The sequence below is a fragment of the Fulvivirga sp. genome (assembly GCF_040218215.1).
Lineage (GTDB): Bacteria > Bacteroidota > Bacteroidia > Cytophagales > Cyclobacteriaceae > Fulvivirga.
In genome coordinates this window covers 61,146-77,739 of the sequence record NZ_JAVJQL010000014.1, presented here as the reverse complement: position 1 = coordinate 77,739, position 16,594 = coordinate 61,146, and the positions used below count along the sequence as shown (strand labels likewise).

Sequence of the window (16,594 nt, the reverse complement as noted above, 5' to 3'; positions counted from 1 at the left end):
AAATGAATATAGTCTATGTCACATTAGTAGATATATCCAAACCTACAGGTCCGGGTACAAATGAATTGGAATCAATATTAGCATTAAACCAAAGCGCTCAAGAGAATGTTAAGCTGTTTTTTTTGCTTGCATCAAAAACCAACCGTAGCGAAATTTCAAGTTCCAATTTTTATTCTTTCAATGTAAATGAGAAAGTTTATAAGGGAATGTCACTTCTTATTTGGCAGATTCAATATCTGCGCTCTTTTATCTCAATCTATCATAATCTGGGTAAAAATAGGAAAGACGTTTTAGTAATTCTTAGACCCGATTCAACCGGGAGATTAAGCTTAATTCCTATATGGTTATATTTTAGAGGGGTCAAATTTGGCTTTCGTCATTTTCAAGGTCAAATTAAAAAGAGTAAAAATGTAAAGAATTGGTATAGAAACACAGTCTTAAAGTGGGGATTAAATGGGGCAAAGTGTATAGATTGTTCGCAAAAGGAAGGTGCTGATCAATTAATTTTATTAGGATATCAAAATGTTCATGTTGTCGGAAATGCCGTTAATTTAAAGCGATTCCATTTAATGGATCGACCAAGTACCAAGGCGAAGTATGGTTTTAAAAAAGACAGTTTTATAATTGGATATATTGGAGGAGTCCCCCTAAATAGAGGTGCTGATTTGCTGATTAAGTCTGCACCACAAATTATTAATAAGATTCCGGATGTTCATTTTGTCATTGTAGGGGACAGTAAATATAGAGACAGTACGCACCTATATAAAATGCAAAAGTTAGCTAAGAAAATGAATGTTGAAAGGTACTTTACATTCACTGGAACAATTCCATTTGATGAGGTATTACCATACTTTAACTGCTTGAATATTGGTGTTGCACTTGTTTCTAGTCAGGAGGTAAAAGAAAAGGGTAATTCATCTCAGAAGATATATCAATATCTTGCTACTGGTTCTTCAATAATCATCCCTAAGAATACTCATGAAGATTTGGTGGAGGAAGGTGTTGCTGTTCAGATCATCCCTGAAAGTATAAGAGAATTTATAGAGGCAGTTGTTATATTATATCATGAAAATATTGATAGAGAAATTGTAAGAGAAGTAGCATTGAAATATTCCGTTGAAGATAGAGCGAAAAAACAATTATCAATTTGGAAAAATGCCTTAAAGAATAATAATGGACTTTAATTATATTTCAACGCTATATAAAACACAAATGTAAGAATGAATTATTCTAATAAAGTAGCATTCAGCATAGGTACTGGTCGCTGTGGTACGAAGTTTTTGTATGAGTTGTTATCTCATCAACCTAATCTTCTCTCTCACCACGAACGCCTTCCCTTAGAAGATAGTTTTTATAGATATGCTGAGTGGAATCAATTAAAGTTAGAGCACTCCGGTTATTTTCATATTAAAGCGAAAGCAGTTGAAAATGACTTGGAAAAAGCAGACTTTTCTTTTGAATCTAGTGCTTACTTATCCTTAGCAGTAAAGCCTCTATTTGAAAAATTTAATGCCAAGTTCATTCTGCTTGTAAGGGCACCTCATGCAGTAGTGACGAGCTACCACAAAAAAGGCTGGTATCAAAACGATTTAGTTATTTCAGACTATTCTAAAGCACCAGGTTTTCAGCCAAAGATGTCACTTAAGCATCACAGTTTCAGTAGAATAGTGCCTATAGGTAATGAATTGAAGGAATGGGAACAGTTAACTCAAATCGGAAAGCTTTCATGGTATTATCAAGCATTGAACTCCGCAGTTTTAAAACAGTTTGAGGGTATTCCAAATAGTCATTATAAAGTAATCAAACTAGAAGACCTAGATTACCAAAAATACCTTGAAATTGCAGATTTTTTATCGCTGAAAGATAAAATTTCAGAAGCAACCTTTCATAAATTAACGGCTAAGAAAGTGAATACGCTAAGCCCTTCCTATAAATTTCATAAATGGTCTGAAACAGAGAAAGAAGAATTTTTTCAACAAACTAGAAATATTAACAAGCAACTTAATTATACTTATTCCTCCGAATACATTAAGAGGTTATCCACCTCACCAAAGAAGGAAGCTACAGCTTCTATATTTCAAAGAATTAGGAATAAATTCAACTAGATAATAGATATGAAAATTGTCTATTTGTCAGATGCAGACTTACCTACCAGGGCAGCTCATGGCGTGCATATTATGAAAATGTGTGAAGCCTTTTCGAAAACACATGATGTAGAACTCCTGACATACATATACTATAATAAAGGTGAGAAATCAGTAGGTGCTATTTTTGATTTTTACAATGTATCACATTCCTTTAAAATAAAGCGTCTTACATTCGTTAAATTTAAAGGGTCGAAATATTTTTTTTCCTTTTTGAAGGCATGTTATGCGTTGATAAGATGGGCAGATGTTTACTATTCACGGGACTTCTACACTGCCATGTTTTTAGTAAACATGGGAAAACAGGTTGTTCATGAATTTCATTCCCCTTTAAAAATGAAAGCAGGTGTTTTAGGTTGGATGACTAAAAGATTTTTCAGAAAAGTTAAAAATGTTACTGTTATTTCAAATGCTCTAAAGCATCAGATGCTTAAAGACTTTAATTTACCTGCTAGTAAAGTTATTGTTGCTCATGATGCCAGTGTAGTCCCAACAACTACAGATAAAATCGATTTAGGTGCAGGATTTCATATTGGCTATGTAGGGCATCTATATGTTGGGAAAGGAATGGAAATAGTAGGAAAACTTGCGCATTGCATGACCAATGTGCAATTTCATGTGGTGGGTGGTAATCAAAATGATATTGAAAGTTGGAAAGCTAAGCATGGCTATTTTAACTTGCATTATCATGGCTTTATTCAACAAGGAAGTTTATCAAATTATATTAATGCTTTTGATATTTGCTTATTGCCAAATCAAAAAATTGTGAGAATATGGAATGACGGTAAAACGAACATCTCTGATTTTACATCACCTTTAAAGATGTTTGAGTATATGGCACATCAAAAGCCGATAATAGCTTCGGACTTAGCTGTGTTAAAGGAAGTACTAAATAATGATAATTCCATTTTATGTAATCCAGAAAACATTAATGAATGGCAAAATGCAATACATACTTTGGTCAATAATAAAAAACTAAAGCAAAGTATCTCATTGCAGGCCTATGATGACTTCATAAATAACTATACTTGGGAAAAACGTTCGCATAGGATTCTAAAAGAGATTCATGAATAAGAAAAAAGTGATTTTTGTTTTTTATCAATCCAAAAGTCAAGCGAATGGAGGGATAAACAGCTTATGGCAACTCATCAAATCATTTGACGAAATAGAGCCTATTTTACTAACCAACGCCCGTACTTCAGTGGTGGAACAAGCTGAAGCCTTAGGCTACGAATTTAAGATTACACCTACAATGGATTCGTTCAGTTTAAGGGCCAGAATCTATAATGTCCTTTTTTGGTCTTTTACTTTATTAAAGCTGGTATCAAGAGGAAATATAAGGGCTATTCATTTTAATGATATCATGGCACTCTCTTACGGTGTTTTTTCTGCCAAGATGACTAACTTATTTAAGTTTAAAGCTGAATTCAAGATTATTTTTAATATAAGGGATGTTTTTGAACCTGGTCGACTTTACACTAAAAAGTGGAAGTTTGTCAATTATTGTGATGAGCTTATTGTACTGTCAGAGCACATGAAAAGGGAGTTGTATCAACGACTTCCTCTTAATAACAAGGAGTATTGGCGCAATCACATTCATGCAATCTACAGTATTGTGGATCTCCAAAGATTTTCTCCTGCAAATGAAACCGAGAAGAATCAATTAAGAGAAAAACTTACGATGGATAAGGATCATTTGCATTGGGCTTATGTAGCTACTTTCAATACCAAGAAAAATCAATTGGGTTTTATCCAAGCGATGGAGCAAGATTTAAAAGCACATGATGTGATGATACACTTGGTAGGGGATATTAATGAATATGCTCAGGAATGTCAGTTAATGGTTGAAAAATTAGGACTCGAGGCAAAGTGTATTTTTCATGGCTACTATAAGCAAGTGGAAGATTTTTATAAAGCAGCAGATCTTACGATAGTGCCGACCAAAAGAGAAGGCCTTGCACGCTGTATGATTGAAAGCTTAGCTTGTGGAAAAGCAGTGGTCTCCTTTAATGTGAGTAGTGCAGAGGAAATTATAGAAGAGAATAAATGTGGTATTGTAGTTCCTCAAGGGGTGTATGATTCTTTCTTTCAAAATGCCTATGAGCTATCTAACAACAAGGAATTACTAAAAAAGTATTCAGAAAATGGGCGTAATTTAGCGACTCAGTTATTCTCGAAGCCTGAGATAATCACTAGTTATCAAAACATCTATTTAAGTACATAAGATTTCGCTTTTGTATGAATAAGGTTAGAGTGTATTGGGTGAAAAGTGAAGTAATAGTGCTTAATTGTTATTATAAGAAATAGTAAGTGAAGAATAATTTCAATAGTTTTATTGATATACCGACTTGGTTAATGTTCTTGTTAAAGACGTATTTTATTGTCTATAGAATTTTTATCCCGATATACACTTTTTTACTTAATGCAGAACAAGAAGGTCTTTTTATTCTCACAGTTTTAAATATCATCTATTCTACCTTAATATTTTTGCCGGTATTAGTTCCATTTAGAAATATTGGTGTTATTCATCCTTTAGTCTTTACTATTCTATTAGGTTTATTAAAAAGTACAGTTAGTCAGGCAGGTGGTAATTTTTTAACTCCATTTTTTCAGACTGAATATACTTTTTCTAGTACTGCAGCATTTCGTTCTACCGATGTTGTAACATATGATTTAGTTTTTTTAAACCTACAGGCCCGTGTTTTTGATATTGTTGCATTGTCTTTTTTTTATTTGGGTTATGTGTCACTTGGCAACAGGGCCATTCATTTTAAGATTCCCCGCTTTCCGTTTCCTATCGTATTTACTTCAGCTAAGAGGGCGATTCCCTATATATCGGTAGCGAGTTTAATGTTATTATTACTATTTTTTAATAGCCAAGGTGGTATTACGAGCTATATTTCGAGTTGGGGAACTTCCAGGAAAGAAGCCCTATCAGAAATAGGAGTTCAATTATCATTTTTGAAAAGAATATATATTTTCCCATTAATATGGTTTACTATTAATGGTGCAAAATTAAAAGGAAATATAATTTTACTCATTGCGGTAATCATCACTGTTATTTCCGGGTTTTTTCTTGTGGGCTCGAGATCAGGTTTGATTTTAGCGACTATGCCATTTTTTATTGTTTGGATGATTAAAAATGGAAAGATACCAATCACCCGACCAGCCTTAATCGGCATATTATTCTTGGGAGTTTTTGGTGTTTTAGGTCAATTTAGAGCTTCAACTTATGATAATAAAGTAGATTGGAGTGTGTTCAGTAATCTTAATTTGTCTGAATCAATAGAGAAATCAGAAGAAGAGCTGGGGCTATGGCAAGGATTAAATGCGGATATTGCTATCTACGCCAAAGTACCAAATCAGACTGATTATTTATATGGCAAATCATATTTAGGGGCCTTATTGTTTTTTATTCCACGCTCTGTTTGGAATGATAAACCACATGGTACCGGTTACTATGTGGGAAGAAACGTTTTTGGAACATCTCAAGCGGGAATTCCACCAGGCGAGACGGCAGAAGCCTATTATAATTTTGGTTTTTTGGGTTTAATATTTGTTTTCTTTTTAAAAGGTAGGATATATAAACTAGTTGTGAATAGAATTTTGAAGTATGGAGTTACAGATGATGTTTATTTCTTAATAGCCTACATCATATTTATTATGAATTTTAACACAACCGTATTAAGTTTGGTCAATTATTTTCAAATGATATTATTTTTAGTAGGTGTGAAAACGCTGTTAGGCCCTTATAATGCAACCCAATCTATATATCCTTGGATTTCCAAAATGCGGTACAAGTTCTTTATTCAACGTGCTCAATCAATGCAAGGCGATAACAGGGTCACAACCTAAAGAAACATTTTTTCTTATGGACGATGATAGTCCTGTCAAGCTATATGCTGAAAGTAGTCGAAGGAATAATAATTCTTGGGAAGATTTTTACCCATTCTTTGATCTGTCTAATAAGTATTTGATGGAAGCAACTACCCATCATATATTTCAGGATAAGATGTTTGAACATCTTAAAAACAGGATGGATGATTACAAGTTAATCATTCTTTTACGAGAGCCAGCAGATAGGATACGCTCATCCTTTTATTATACTAAATTTAATGCGGCTTATTTGCCAGAAAACATTTCTTTCGAGCGCTATGTACACGATCTGATCCAAAATAATTCAATGGATTATATTAAAAATGAAAGTAGCCGCTTCGTTCTAAAAAATGAGTTGTATTACTCTACCTACATTGATCATTTAAGAAAATATAAGTCTTTCTTTGAAAACAGCAATCTCTATATTGGAGTCTTTGAGGAAATGAAAAAGGAACCGGAAAGATTTTATTCTAATTTATTTAGTTGGTTAAATGTTGATTTTAATTGGGATGAACTGGATCTTGAGAAAAAAAATCAAACCTATCAACCTAAAAGTTCTTCTCTTCAAAATATACTGGCAAGATTGAATAGGAGTTTTAGAAAGATACCATTTAAATCAACTTTCAAAAAAGTATATTTTAGATATTTCACCGAGCAGGTAATTTCCTCGAGTGACTCGTCCTCAATTAATTTATTAAAGGACTATTTTGCAGATTATAATAAGGCATTAGAAAAGGAATTTAAAATTGATATTTCCTTTTGGAAGTGAATATAATTTAGAGCATGAAAAATCACACAGTTTTTATTACAGGAGGTCTTGGTTTCATTGCCTCCAGGTTGACAAAGAAACTATTATCTATGAATTACAAGGTGGTTAGTGTAGATAATTTCTTGACCGGATCAATTGATAATATTGACGAGTTTAAAGATGATCCAAATTATAGTTTCATAAGAGGAGATGCTAATAATTATAATACACTGTACAATATCTTTTACACTTTTAAACCTGATTATGTATTTCATTATGCAGCGTACGTTGGGGTATTAAGAACACTGGAAAATCCATTGCAAGTCCTGAAAGATATAGATGGATTTAAACATATATTAGAGTTATCTAAGGACTTTAATGTCAAAAGAATCCTATTTAGTTCTTCCAGTGAAGTCTACGGAGAACCCGTAGAATTACCACAGAATGAACATACTACCCCTTTAAATTCTAAACTCCCTTATGCAGTAGTAAAAAACGTGGGTGAAGTTTTTATTAAGACTTATCAAAGTGAATTTGGCTTGGATTATACCATCTTCAGATTTTTTAATACTTATGGTCCTCATCAGTCGCAGGATTTCGTGATTTCCAAATTCATTGATTTAGCGTTAAAAAATAAACCCATTACTATCTATGGAGATGGGCAGCAAACCAGAACTTTTTGCTTCGTTGATGATAATTTAAATGCGACCGTGGCTGCTATGCTTTCTGATGAAAGTAGAAATGAAATTTATAATATTGGCTCTTCTACAGAGATGACTGTTTTAGAATTAGCCAAACTAATTATAAAATTAACCAATTCTGCTAGTGAAATAAAACACCTTGATCCACTTAAAGAGGGAGATATGACGAGAAGGCAGCCTAGTAATCAAAAGATGGTCGATGAACTTTTGGGTGGAAAGCAGCTGGTGGCCTTAGAAGATGGTTTGATGCAAACGATTAAATGGTTCAAGGAAAGAAATGAATAATTCCAAAATCAAAATCATGTTTTTCTGTCCTTCTTTAAGCAGAGGTGGAGCAGAAAAGCATTTTGCACGGTTAATTCAGAATCTAAACAATGAGCGATTTGAGAAAATATTAGTAACTAGTAGGTCGGAAAATCAATATATTGATATCATCAACCAAGATGAAATTAGAGTAATTACTTTAAATATAAACTGCAAGTCATCTATTAAAGCCTTGGTTTTATCGGTAAACCCACTGATAAGATTAGTTAATTCTGAAAAACCAAAAGCCTTTGTTTCAGTAATGGATATGGTTAATTTCATTAGCTGGATTGTAAGAAAACTTTCAAAACATTCTTTCAAAAGTGTTTACTTGGTTCAAGCTTCACTACTGCAAGCCATTAAATTTCAACCGAATTTTTTGAAGCAGATTTTATATAAAATAATGCCTAGAATTTATAAAAATGCAGATAAGGTAATTGTTCTTTCCAATGGTGTAAGAAAAGAGATAACTGAAAAAATTCTAAATGCTGGAGATAATATAGTTACCATACACAATATTGGTATCACAGATAATGATGTCGTTGAGGCGGATCAAGAATTTCACAGCAGAAAAGCAAGATCAATTATCTGTGTTGGTCGGTTGGTGAAGTTGAAGGGGTTTGATCTTGTGATCAAGGCGATGGTAGAAATAGTCAAAAAATTTCCTGATGCAACTCTTACTTTTCTGGGATCAGGTCCAGAGGAAGATCGCTTGAAGGAGATGACAAAGCATCTTAAGCTTGAAGATAATGTTCAATTCGAAGGAATGGTCCCTAACCCTGAATATTATTTAAATAGATCTGAGGTTTTTGTATTGGCATCTTATTTAGAGGGTTTTGGAAACGTGATTATAGAAGCTATGGCCTCGGGTTGTGCGGTAATTGCAACTGATTGCCCTCACGGCCCAAGTGAAATTATTGAGCACAATAACAATGGAATACTAGTTCCTATTGACAGTTCTATTGCAATTGCCGAAGCTATTGATGAACTGTTTTCTAATACAGAGAAATTGGAGAGTATTTCTAAGAATGGTTATAAGCGGGCTTTCGATTTTGCTCCTGCAAAAATAGCCGATCAGTACGAAGAAGCTATTTCCTCAATTTTGTAGAGATTTTATGCTGGCAAAATATTCTAAATATGGATTGAATCGGCTAATAAAGGACTTCATGGGTCTCTTATATTATCTGAGGTGCCGAAGATTTTATTCTTTTGATGAACAGCATTTCTGGAAGTATCAGATGAAGCAGTTTGAGAAAAATTATAGCCACGCTTTACAAAACATTCCATTCTATAAAGCTAATAATTACCCTGAAATTAATTTTTCTAACTGTAGATCGCAGGAGGAGTTCTTCGATCTGGTTCAGAAAATTCCTATCTTAAAGAAAGAGGTTCTCAAGTCGAATAATTCTCTTTTCTTCAGTAATTCAGAATTCCTTGCCAAGACTCATACAACCAGTGGGACATCAGGCACCCCTTTAAAGCTGAAAGCAAATATTTTTGAAAAAGCAGAGTTACAGATGATAAAAAACTATTGGTTTAAGAAAATCAATGGTAAATTTTTTCCTAAGTTATTAATTCTTTCAGGCTATTATGTACCTAAAGCTGGTGGCCCTATTTTTTTTAAAGATAAATTCACGAATGATCTTCATTTGTCGATTTATGCATTAAAGAGTCAAAATGTTAATGAAATAAAAGAAACGATTGAAAGAGAATGTCCAAATATTATATATGGTTATGCCTCTGCAGTACACTTATTAGCAAAAGTGTTAGGATCAGATTCGCTAGCTAATAAAAATGAAATGGTTGCAGTTACTACTTCAGAAATACTTCAACCTGATTGGAGAAATGTGATTGAAACTAATTTGGTAAGAAAGATTCATAATTTTTATTCCTCGCAGGAATGCGTACATGGAATTTTTGAAAATGAAGATGGTCTAATGAAGATTCATCCCAGAATGGGCTTTATAGAAATACTTGATCAAGACAAGAATGCTGTATCTAATGGCTATGGATGTGTAGTAGTAACAGGATTTATGCGTAAAAGTATGCCGCTTATCAGGTATGAAATCGGTGATTCAATTCAATCTACAGATTACAATGTGACTGAAGACAGCATCCCTTTATGGCCAGAAGTTGGTGAGATAAACGGTCGTTCGGAAGATCTTGTTTGGAAAAGAGATGGAAGTAGAATAGGCTATTTATGTTTTCATGCTACAAAAAATGTAGATGGAATTAATGAAGCTCAAATTATTCAAAAAGGATATGAAAGTTTTGAATGTAGACTTTCAATTCGGACTAATGCAAATAAAGACGAAATTGAAGATCAAATAAAGGAAGAAATTGTGAAAAGGCTTGATACAAATATATTTATTGAATTTACTTACATGGGCTTTATCCCACGAGGAGCAAATGAGAAATTTAAAGCAGTTGTTGTGGAATTTGAACCTTCTGATCAATGAAAGCGATATTTGTATATGATCACAATTACTTAAAATCAGATGAGGGAATCATCTATAGCTCAGGTGCATTTAATAGTTCTTCATGGGAAAGGTATTTAGAGCATTTTGACCAGCTAACGGTAATAGGTCACAACGTAGACTTTGATCAAGATCTCCGTAGATATAATGTTGTAAGTCACCCTAAAGTATCTTTTAGGTTCTTTAAACCTATCAAGTCACTAAAGTCATTTGTAATTAACTTATTTAAAAATGACAAGTCATTAAAAGAGCTTGTTAAATCTCATGATGCGTTAATTGTTCGCATATATAGTGAATATGCATTTCAAGCGATCAGAATTGCTAAAATGCTAGACAAGCCTTATGCTGTTGAGTTAGTAGGTTGCCCATGGGATGCCTATAGAGCCCATCAATCTTTTAAAGCAAAATTAATAGCTCCATACTCTTACTTTAGATTAAGAAGAGCTATATGGAAATGCAAGTTCGTTTTATATGTTACTGATCAATTTCTTCAGTCTAGATATCCAACCAAAGGCCGTCATATTGGAGCTTCCAATGTTATGTTAACCGAACCATCTTCTGATATCCTAACAAAGAGATTAGATAATATAAAAAAATTAGAGCTATCAAATGAGCCGTTAAATATTGGTGTGATAGGTAAAGTTGATGTAAAGGCCAAAGGCATCGGCATTTTGATCAAAGCTTTAGGCCAACTGAACATTAGCTTTAAATTGCATATAGTAGGGCCTGGTAATCAGGATTTTCTAAAACCTATAATTAAAAAGTATGAATTAGAGGACTCCATTTTGTTTCATGGAAAATTAATGGCAGGAGAGCAAATTAATGTTTTTTTAGATAGTATTGACTTATATGTACACCCATCCATGCAAGAAGGACTTCCAAGGTCAGTAATTGAAGCAATGGCGCGGGCTTGTCCTGTTTTAGCTTCCTCTATTGCAGGTACCCCAGAGTTGCTACATCAGACCTATCTTCATCAGCCTGGAAATCATAACCAACTTTCAGAGAAGATTAATTACATATATCGAAATTTAGGTAATTTGAGTGCTATGGCTTTAGAAAATTTTGAAAAAGCAAAGAATTATTATCCTGAAAAACTTAATGATAAACGTAAATCCTTTTGGGGAGAGTTCTATGAATTCTCAAAAGCTGTCAGTAAAAATGTATAATGCCTAAAATCCTCCGTGTTACAACCATTCCTATTTCATTAAACTTACTTTTGAAGGGGCAGCTGTCCTATGCTCAAAAACATGGTTTTGAAGTGATTACAGCCAGTGCAGATGGTGATGATATTAGTCTTATTAAGGAAAGGGAAGGGGTAAAACATTTTGTTATTCCTTTTACTCGGGTTATCAGTCCTTGGCAGGATCTGGTTTGCCTCTGGAGGACTATTCAACTGATTAGAGTTGAAAAGCCTGAAATCATACATTCACACACACCCAAAGCAGGTCTTATTGCTATGTTAGCGGGAAAGATTTGTGGTGTTAAGCATCGAATACATACTGTAGCCGGAATGCCTTTAATGGAAGCTTCTGGTATATCAAAACTAATATTGACTGTTACCGAGTTTCTAACTTACTGGTCTGCGACACATGTTTTTCCAAATTCGCAAAATTTAGAAAGTTGGATCAAATCAAATTTTACCGTTGCGCATAAGAAGTTAAAAGTGATAGGTAAAGGTAGCTCCAATGGCATTGATACCAACTATTTTGATACAACGGAAGCGTTGCGAAGCAAAGCTACTGAATTTAGAGCTTGTAACAATATTTCTGAAAATGCAATGGTTTTTTGCTTTGTGGGTCGTCTCGTTCGGGATAAAGGAATAGTAGAGTTAGTCGCAGCATTTGATAGTTTGACTGTTGATAACACATATCTTGTATTAGTTGGCAATTACGAAGACCAACGGGAACCACTTACTGTTGAAACAAAAAATAAAATCCGCCTAAATGAAAAGATAATAGCTGTCGGTTTTCAAAGTGATATAAGAATGTATTTGGCAGCTTCAGATGTTTTTGTTTTTCCTAGTTACAGAGAGGGGTTCCCTAATGCTCTTTTGCAAGCTTGTGCCATGGGGTTGCCATCAATTGCCACTAATATTAACGGTAATAATGAAATTATACAACCAGGTCAAAATGGGTTGCTTATAGAAACAAAAAACACTTCGCAACTTAAGGAAAGTATGGAGGAACTATGCTTAAATGCATCATTAAGGACTAAATTAGCTGCCAACGCCCGGCCTAGTATAATGGATTATAAACAAGAAAATGTTTGGCAACTTATATTGCAAGAATATCAAAAATTGATGTAGCGCTAATGTACAAAAACCTGGTAAAGCCCTTTTTTGATTTTTCAATTGCTCTTATCTTATTGATAGTGGTGAGCCCAATTTTTGTTTTGGTCATTATCTTTTTAATGGCATTTCAGAAAGGTCAGGTCTTTTTCACCCAACAAAGACCAGGCATGAATGAGAAGTTGTTTAGAGTTATCAAATTTAAAACGATGACTGATGAAAGAGGAGCAGATGGAGAGCTTTTACCTGATAAAGAGAGATTGACTTGGGTTGGTAGTTTTGTTCGGAAAACATCGCTTGATGAGCTCCCTCAGTTAATAAATGTAATCAAAGGAGACATGTCATTCATTGGTCCCCGTCCGTGGTTGGTAGAATATTTGCCGCTTTATAGTCCTGAACAAAGGAGAAGGCATGAGGTAAAACCCGGTATTTCAGGCTGGGCACAGGTAAACGGAAGGAATGCCATTTCATGGGAGCAGAGGTTTCAGTATGATCTGTATTATGTGGATAACCAATCCTTTTGGTTAGATTTGAAAATAATCTTTCTTACAATAAAGAAGGTGTTTATTGCGGAAGGGATAAGTGCAAAAGGAAGCGCAACAATGGAAAAATTTAAGGGAAACTAAAGTTTATATTAATTACTTGTCAATTGTTAATTGCGCATTGTTAATTGCTAATTGAAATATGTTTTTATTTGGAGCCAGTGGTCATGCAAAAGTTGTTATAGACATCATTGAACAAAACGGTTCAAAAATCTTAGGCATTTTTGATGATGATCCTAATAAGAAGCAACTATGGCAATATCCTGTTATTGGCAATTACAGTGCTCATAAAGCCGAGCATATTCCCTGTATAATAACAGTAGGCAACAACGCTATAAGAAAGAAGATTGCTCAAAAATTGAATACTGAATATTGTAATGCCCTGCATCCTGCTTCTGTAATTGATAAAAGAGTGAAAATTGGCAGAGGCACTGTGGTAATGGCTTCTGCCACTATTAATGCAGACACATCAATAGGCAATCACGTCATAATAAATACCAGTTCATCTGTCGATCATGATTGTGTTATTCATGATTTTGTACACATAGCCCCTAATGCCACTTTGTGTGGTGGGGTGGCAGTTGGAGAAGGCACATTAATTGGTGCAGGAGCCACAGTTATCCCGTTGGTTAAAATTGGCAAATGGTGCACGATAGGTGCAGGTGCGGTCATTGTTTCTGATATTCCTGATAATTGTAAAGTTGTGGGTAACCCAGGTAAAATTATTGCTAATGGCTGAGGGTAAAAAGTTAATCATATATGGTGCCGGGGGTCTTGGAAAAGAAGTAAAAGCATTGGTCGACTCGATCAACAAGGAGACATTTGAATGGGATTTTGTTGGGTTTGTTGATGATGGCAAGACGCATGAAAGTGTTCTTGGCGGACTGGATATTTTAAAAAACTACGATCAAGGGATTTACTTAGTGGTGGCCATTGGATCGCCTAAAACTAAATTTGAAGTGACAGAAAAAATAAGTGTATTTTCAAATATTCATTATGCTACACTAGTTCACCCTGGAGCGATAATAATGGATCAAGAAACAGTTAAGTTAGGTGAGGGAACGATAGTAACTGCTGGTGTTGTGCTGACTACAGAAATATTAATAGGAAACCACGTCCTTCTTAATTTAAACAGCACGGTTGGGCATAATGCTGTAATAGGCGATTGTTGCTCACTGATGCCAGGGGTTAACGTTGCAGGTGGGGTTATAATTGATGATCAGGTGCTGGTGGGCAGTGGTGCGAATATTTTAAATGGGTTAAAGATTGGCAAAGGAGCCAAAGTTGGTTCTGGGGCTGTTGTGCTTGATACTGTAAAGGCCGGTGATACCGTGGTAGGGGTTCCCGCAAAAATTGTAAAATGAATATGTCAATGCTTAAAGAGTTCAAGCCTTCAATATTATTCCTGGCCAAATTCTTAGGAACCTATATGGTGCTCAACCTTCTCTATGGATTGTATATTAATAGCTACTCCCCACAACCTGACCCCATAACTTATATTGTTACAGAGCAAACATCCTGGATATTAAACCTTGCGGGAAATGAAACCTCTATTCTAAGGGATGAGGCAAGGCCAAATGTGCACTTGAGTAATGCAGACCGAGGTGTGTTGTCTGTTTTTGAGGGCTGCAATGGGCTAAATACCATGATTGTATTTGTAAGCTTTTTAATGGCTTATGGCCGATTGAAAAGGAAATTGCTTTGGTTTATTCCACTTGGTTTTGTCATCATCCACATTTTTAACCTGGTAAGGGTGGGAGCCTTATATTATATCACAGTCTATTTTGATCAATATCTGTACTTTACCCACAAATATCTTTTTACAGGGTTTCTTTTTGGCGTAATCTTCATTATGTGGTATTTCTGGGTTACCAAACTGTACAATAAGCCAAATGCTGAATGAAAAGATATTTGATTGTCTTTATTAGCGTCTTGGGATTGTTGCTGGCTTACCTCCTTCAGCGCGATATCCAATCTTTTTTTAACCAGACCCTTGACTCCAAATACATCTCATTTGCAGTGGCACGAACGTTTCGGTTCATTGTTAATGACTTGCTTGTAGTGCTTTTAATCTATGGTCTTTTTGAAAAAAGAAAGTATGTGGTATTTGCATTATACGTACAACTGGTTGGAATAGTACTCATACTTACCCCATATCTGGTCATTAGATATTACACCAATTATAATGGGCCTTTAGTTTCTTTTATGCACCGGTTAATTGTTAATCCATTATTAATGCTTTTACTTATTCCCGCTTTTTACTATCAAAACAATATTCCAAAAAATGAATGAACGAATATACCTTTCCTCGCCACACATGGGAGGCAGTGAACTGAATTATATACAAGAGGCATTTGATCAAAACTGGATAGCCCCTTTAGGCCCTAATGTAGATAACTTTGAAAAGGAGCTGTGTGCTTATTCAGGAGCAGGACATTGTGCGGTATTAAGCTCAGGTACAGCAGCCATTCATTTGGCCTTGATTATTTTAGGTGTTAAAACTGGCGACAGTGTTATATGCTCATCTTTTACTTTTTCTGCTTCAGCGAACCCAATAGTGTACCAAGGTGCCGAGCCCATATTCATTGATAGTGAAGAGCAGACATGGAACATGGATCCTACTCTTTTGGAAGAAGCTCTATACAACCAAATAAAAGGAGGTAGAAAGCCAGTAGCCGTTATTTTTGTTCACCTGTATGGCATGCCGGGTAAGATTGAAGAAATTGCCAGTATATGTAAAAAATATGAGGTTCCGTTAATTGAAGATGCTGCCGAGGCGCTTGGCTCATCTTACAAAGGGCAGAAGTTAGGCACCTTTGGTGATTTTGGCATTTATTCATTTAATGGTAACAAGATTATTACCACATCAGGAGGCGGGGCGTTGGTTTCCAATAATGAAGCCTGGATTAAAAAGGCCAGATTTTTGGCGACACAAGCACGAGATCAGGCCCCGCATTATCAACATTCAGAGATAGGCTATAACTACCGTATGAGTAACATAGCGGCTGGAATAGGCCGAGGGCAACTTCAGGTGCTGGACGAATGGGCCGACAAGCGAAGGGCTAATTACGGTTTTTATAAGCAAAATCTAAGGGGCAAGGGTTTTACGTTTATTGAAGAGCCTGATAAGGATTATTATAGCAACCGCTGGCTGACTACCGTTTTGGTAGATGAAAAAGCAACAGGTTTTGATAGGGAAACATTGAGAACTGAACTGGAAAAACATAATATAGAAACCCGGCCATTGTGGAAGCCTATGCATTTGCAGCCTGTCTTTAGCCACTATCCATCTTATGGAGGCAAGGTAAGTGAGCATCTTTTTGAAAAAGGGCTGTGCCTGCCATCAGGATCGAACCTTACAACAGAGCAAAAGCAACTCATTATCAATAAAATAACGTCCTTATTGTAGGTTACATTTTTGGTAATACTGGTATCTAAAAAATGATTTATTTATACAGCCAAGCTGTGTTTTAATTCTTATTTTTGTATTTTAAGTTCAATTTGGATTTTTGTTAT

The 16,594-nt window shown here is 35.0% G+C and carries 17 protein-coding genes; all 17 read left to right on the top strand.

All coding sequences use genetic code 11. The annotated features are described in order from the left end of the window. The first annotated feature begins 2 nt into the window (after positions 1 to 2). The 17 genes from RIB54_RS09045 to RIB54_RS08965 all read left to right on the top strand — a co-directional run bounded on the left by RIB54_RS09045 (position 3) and on the right by RIB54_RS08965 (position 16,487). Positions 3 to 1,184, top strand: coding sequence for a glycosyltransferase (locus RIB54_RS09045; RefSeq protein ID WP_350100597.1), 1,182 nt, complete (start codon positions 3 to 5; stop codon positions 1,182 to 1,184). A 36-nt stretch (positions 1,185 to 1,220) separates the two neighbouring features. Beyond that, complete coding sequence (locus tag RIB54_RS09040; protein ID WP_350100595.1) at positions 1,221 to 2,105, top strand: sulfotransferase family protein; 885 nt, start codon at positions 1,221 to 1,223, stop codon at positions 2,103 to 2,105. A 9-nt stretch (positions 2,106 to 2,114) separates the two neighbouring features. Next, positions 2,115 to 3,218, top strand: a complete 1,104-nt coding sequence (locus RIB54_RS09035) for a glycosyltransferase (RefSeq protein WP_350100594.1) — start codon at positions 2,115 to 2,117, stop codon at positions 3,216 to 3,218. Further along, positions 3,211 to 4,368: a glycosyltransferase family 4 protein gene (locus tag RIB54_RS09030; protein WP_350100593.1), complete on the top strand. Its 1,158-nt coding sequence runs from the start codon at positions 3,211 to 3,213 to the stop codon at positions 4,366 to 4,368. Before RIB54_RS09035 ends, RIB54_RS09030 begins: the two co-directional genes overlap by 8 nt. 86 nt (positions 4,369 to 4,454) lie before the next feature. Next, positions 4,455 to 5,999: an O-antigen polymerase gene (locus RIB54_RS09025; protein ID WP_350100592.1), complete on the top strand. Its 1,545-nt coding sequence runs from the start codon at positions 4,455 to 4,457 to the stop codon at positions 5,997 to 5,999. Continuing rightward, the gene (locus tag RIB54_RS09020; protein WP_350100591.1) at positions 5,899 to 6,789 is read left to right on the top strand and encodes a sulfotransferase domain-containing protein; all 891 of its coding nucleotides are present in this window, start codon (positions 5,899 to 5,901) and stop codon (positions 6,787 to 6,789) included. Before RIB54_RS09025 ends, RIB54_RS09020 begins: the two co-directional genes overlap by 101 nt. 14 nt (positions 6,790 to 6,803) lie before the next feature. Further along, on the top strand, positions 6,804 to 7,754 hold the full coding sequence (locus RIB54_RS09015) for an NAD-dependent epimerase/dehydratase family protein (RefSeq protein WP_350100590.1): 951 nt from the start codon (positions 6,804 to 6,806) through the stop codon (positions 7,752 to 7,754). Then, positions 7,747 to 8,880: a glycosyltransferase gene (locus RIB54_RS09010; protein ID WP_350100589.1), complete on the top strand. Its 1,134-nt coding sequence runs from the start codon at positions 7,747 to 7,749 to the stop codon at positions 8,878 to 8,880. Before RIB54_RS09015 ends, RIB54_RS09010 begins: the two co-directional genes overlap by 8 nt. A 130-nt stretch (positions 8,881 to 9,010) precedes the next feature. After that, positions 9,011 to 10,231: a phenylacetate--CoA ligase family protein gene (locus RIB54_RS09005; RefSeq protein WP_350100588.1), complete on the top strand. Its 1,221-nt coding sequence runs from the start codon at positions 9,011 to 9,013 to the stop codon at positions 10,229 to 10,231. Next, the gene (locus RIB54_RS09000) at positions 10,228 to 11,415 is read left to right on the top strand and encodes a glycosyltransferase (RefSeq protein WP_350100587.1); all 1,188 of its coding nucleotides are present in this window, start codon (positions 10,228 to 10,230) and stop codon (positions 11,413 to 11,415) included. The genes RIB54_RS09005 and RIB54_RS09000 overlap by 4 nt, the downstream gene beginning before the upstream one ends. Beyond that, positions 11,415 to 12,554: a glycosyltransferase family 4 protein gene (locus RIB54_RS08995; RefSeq protein WP_350100586.1), complete on the top strand. Its 1,140-nt coding sequence runs from the start codon at positions 11,415 to 11,417 to the stop codon at positions 12,552 to 12,554. The genes RIB54_RS09000 and RIB54_RS08995 overlap by 1 nt, the downstream gene beginning before the upstream one ends. 5 nt (positions 12,555 to 12,559) lie before the next feature. Next, complete coding sequence (locus tag RIB54_RS08990; protein WP_350100585.1) at positions 12,560 to 13,162, top strand: sugar transferase; 603 nt, start codon at positions 12,560 to 12,562, stop codon at positions 13,160 to 13,162. A gap of 58 nt (positions 13,163 to 13,220) precedes the next feature. Beyond that, positions 13,221 to 13,817: an acetyltransferase gene (locus RIB54_RS08985; RefSeq protein WP_350100584.1), complete on the top strand. Its 597-nt coding sequence runs from the start codon at positions 13,221 to 13,223 to the stop codon at positions 13,815 to 13,817. Further along, positions 13,810 to 14,442 (top strand): acetyltransferase, encoded by a 633-nt coding sequence (locus RIB54_RS08980; RefSeq protein WP_350100583.1) that lies wholly within the window; start codon positions 13,810 to 13,812, stop codon positions 14,440 to 14,442. Before RIB54_RS08985 ends, RIB54_RS08980 begins: the two co-directional genes overlap by 8 nt. An 8-nt stretch (positions 14,443 to 14,450) precedes the next feature. Beyond that, positions 14,451 to 14,981, top strand: a complete 531-nt coding sequence (xrtF, locus tag RIB54_RS08975; protein WP_350100582.1) for an exosortase family protein XrtF — start codon at positions 14,451 to 14,453, stop codon at positions 14,979 to 14,981. Beyond that, the gene (locus tag RIB54_RS08970) at positions 14,978 to 15,370 is read left to right on the top strand and encodes an exosortase F system-associated membrane protein (protein ID WP_350100581.1); all 393 of its coding nucleotides are present in this window, start codon (positions 14,978 to 14,980) and stop codon (positions 15,368 to 15,370) included. Before xrtF ends, RIB54_RS08970 begins: the two co-directional genes overlap by 4 nt. Then, entirely contained in the window at positions 15,363 to 16,487 is a 1,125-nt protein-coding gene (locus RIB54_RS08965) for a DegT/DnrJ/EryC1/StrS family aminotransferase (RefSeq protein ID WP_350100580.1), read from the top strand. The genes RIB54_RS08970 and RIB54_RS08965 overlap by 8 nt, the downstream gene beginning before the upstream one ends. The last annotated feature ends 107 nt before the right edge of the window (positions 16,488 to 16,594 follow it).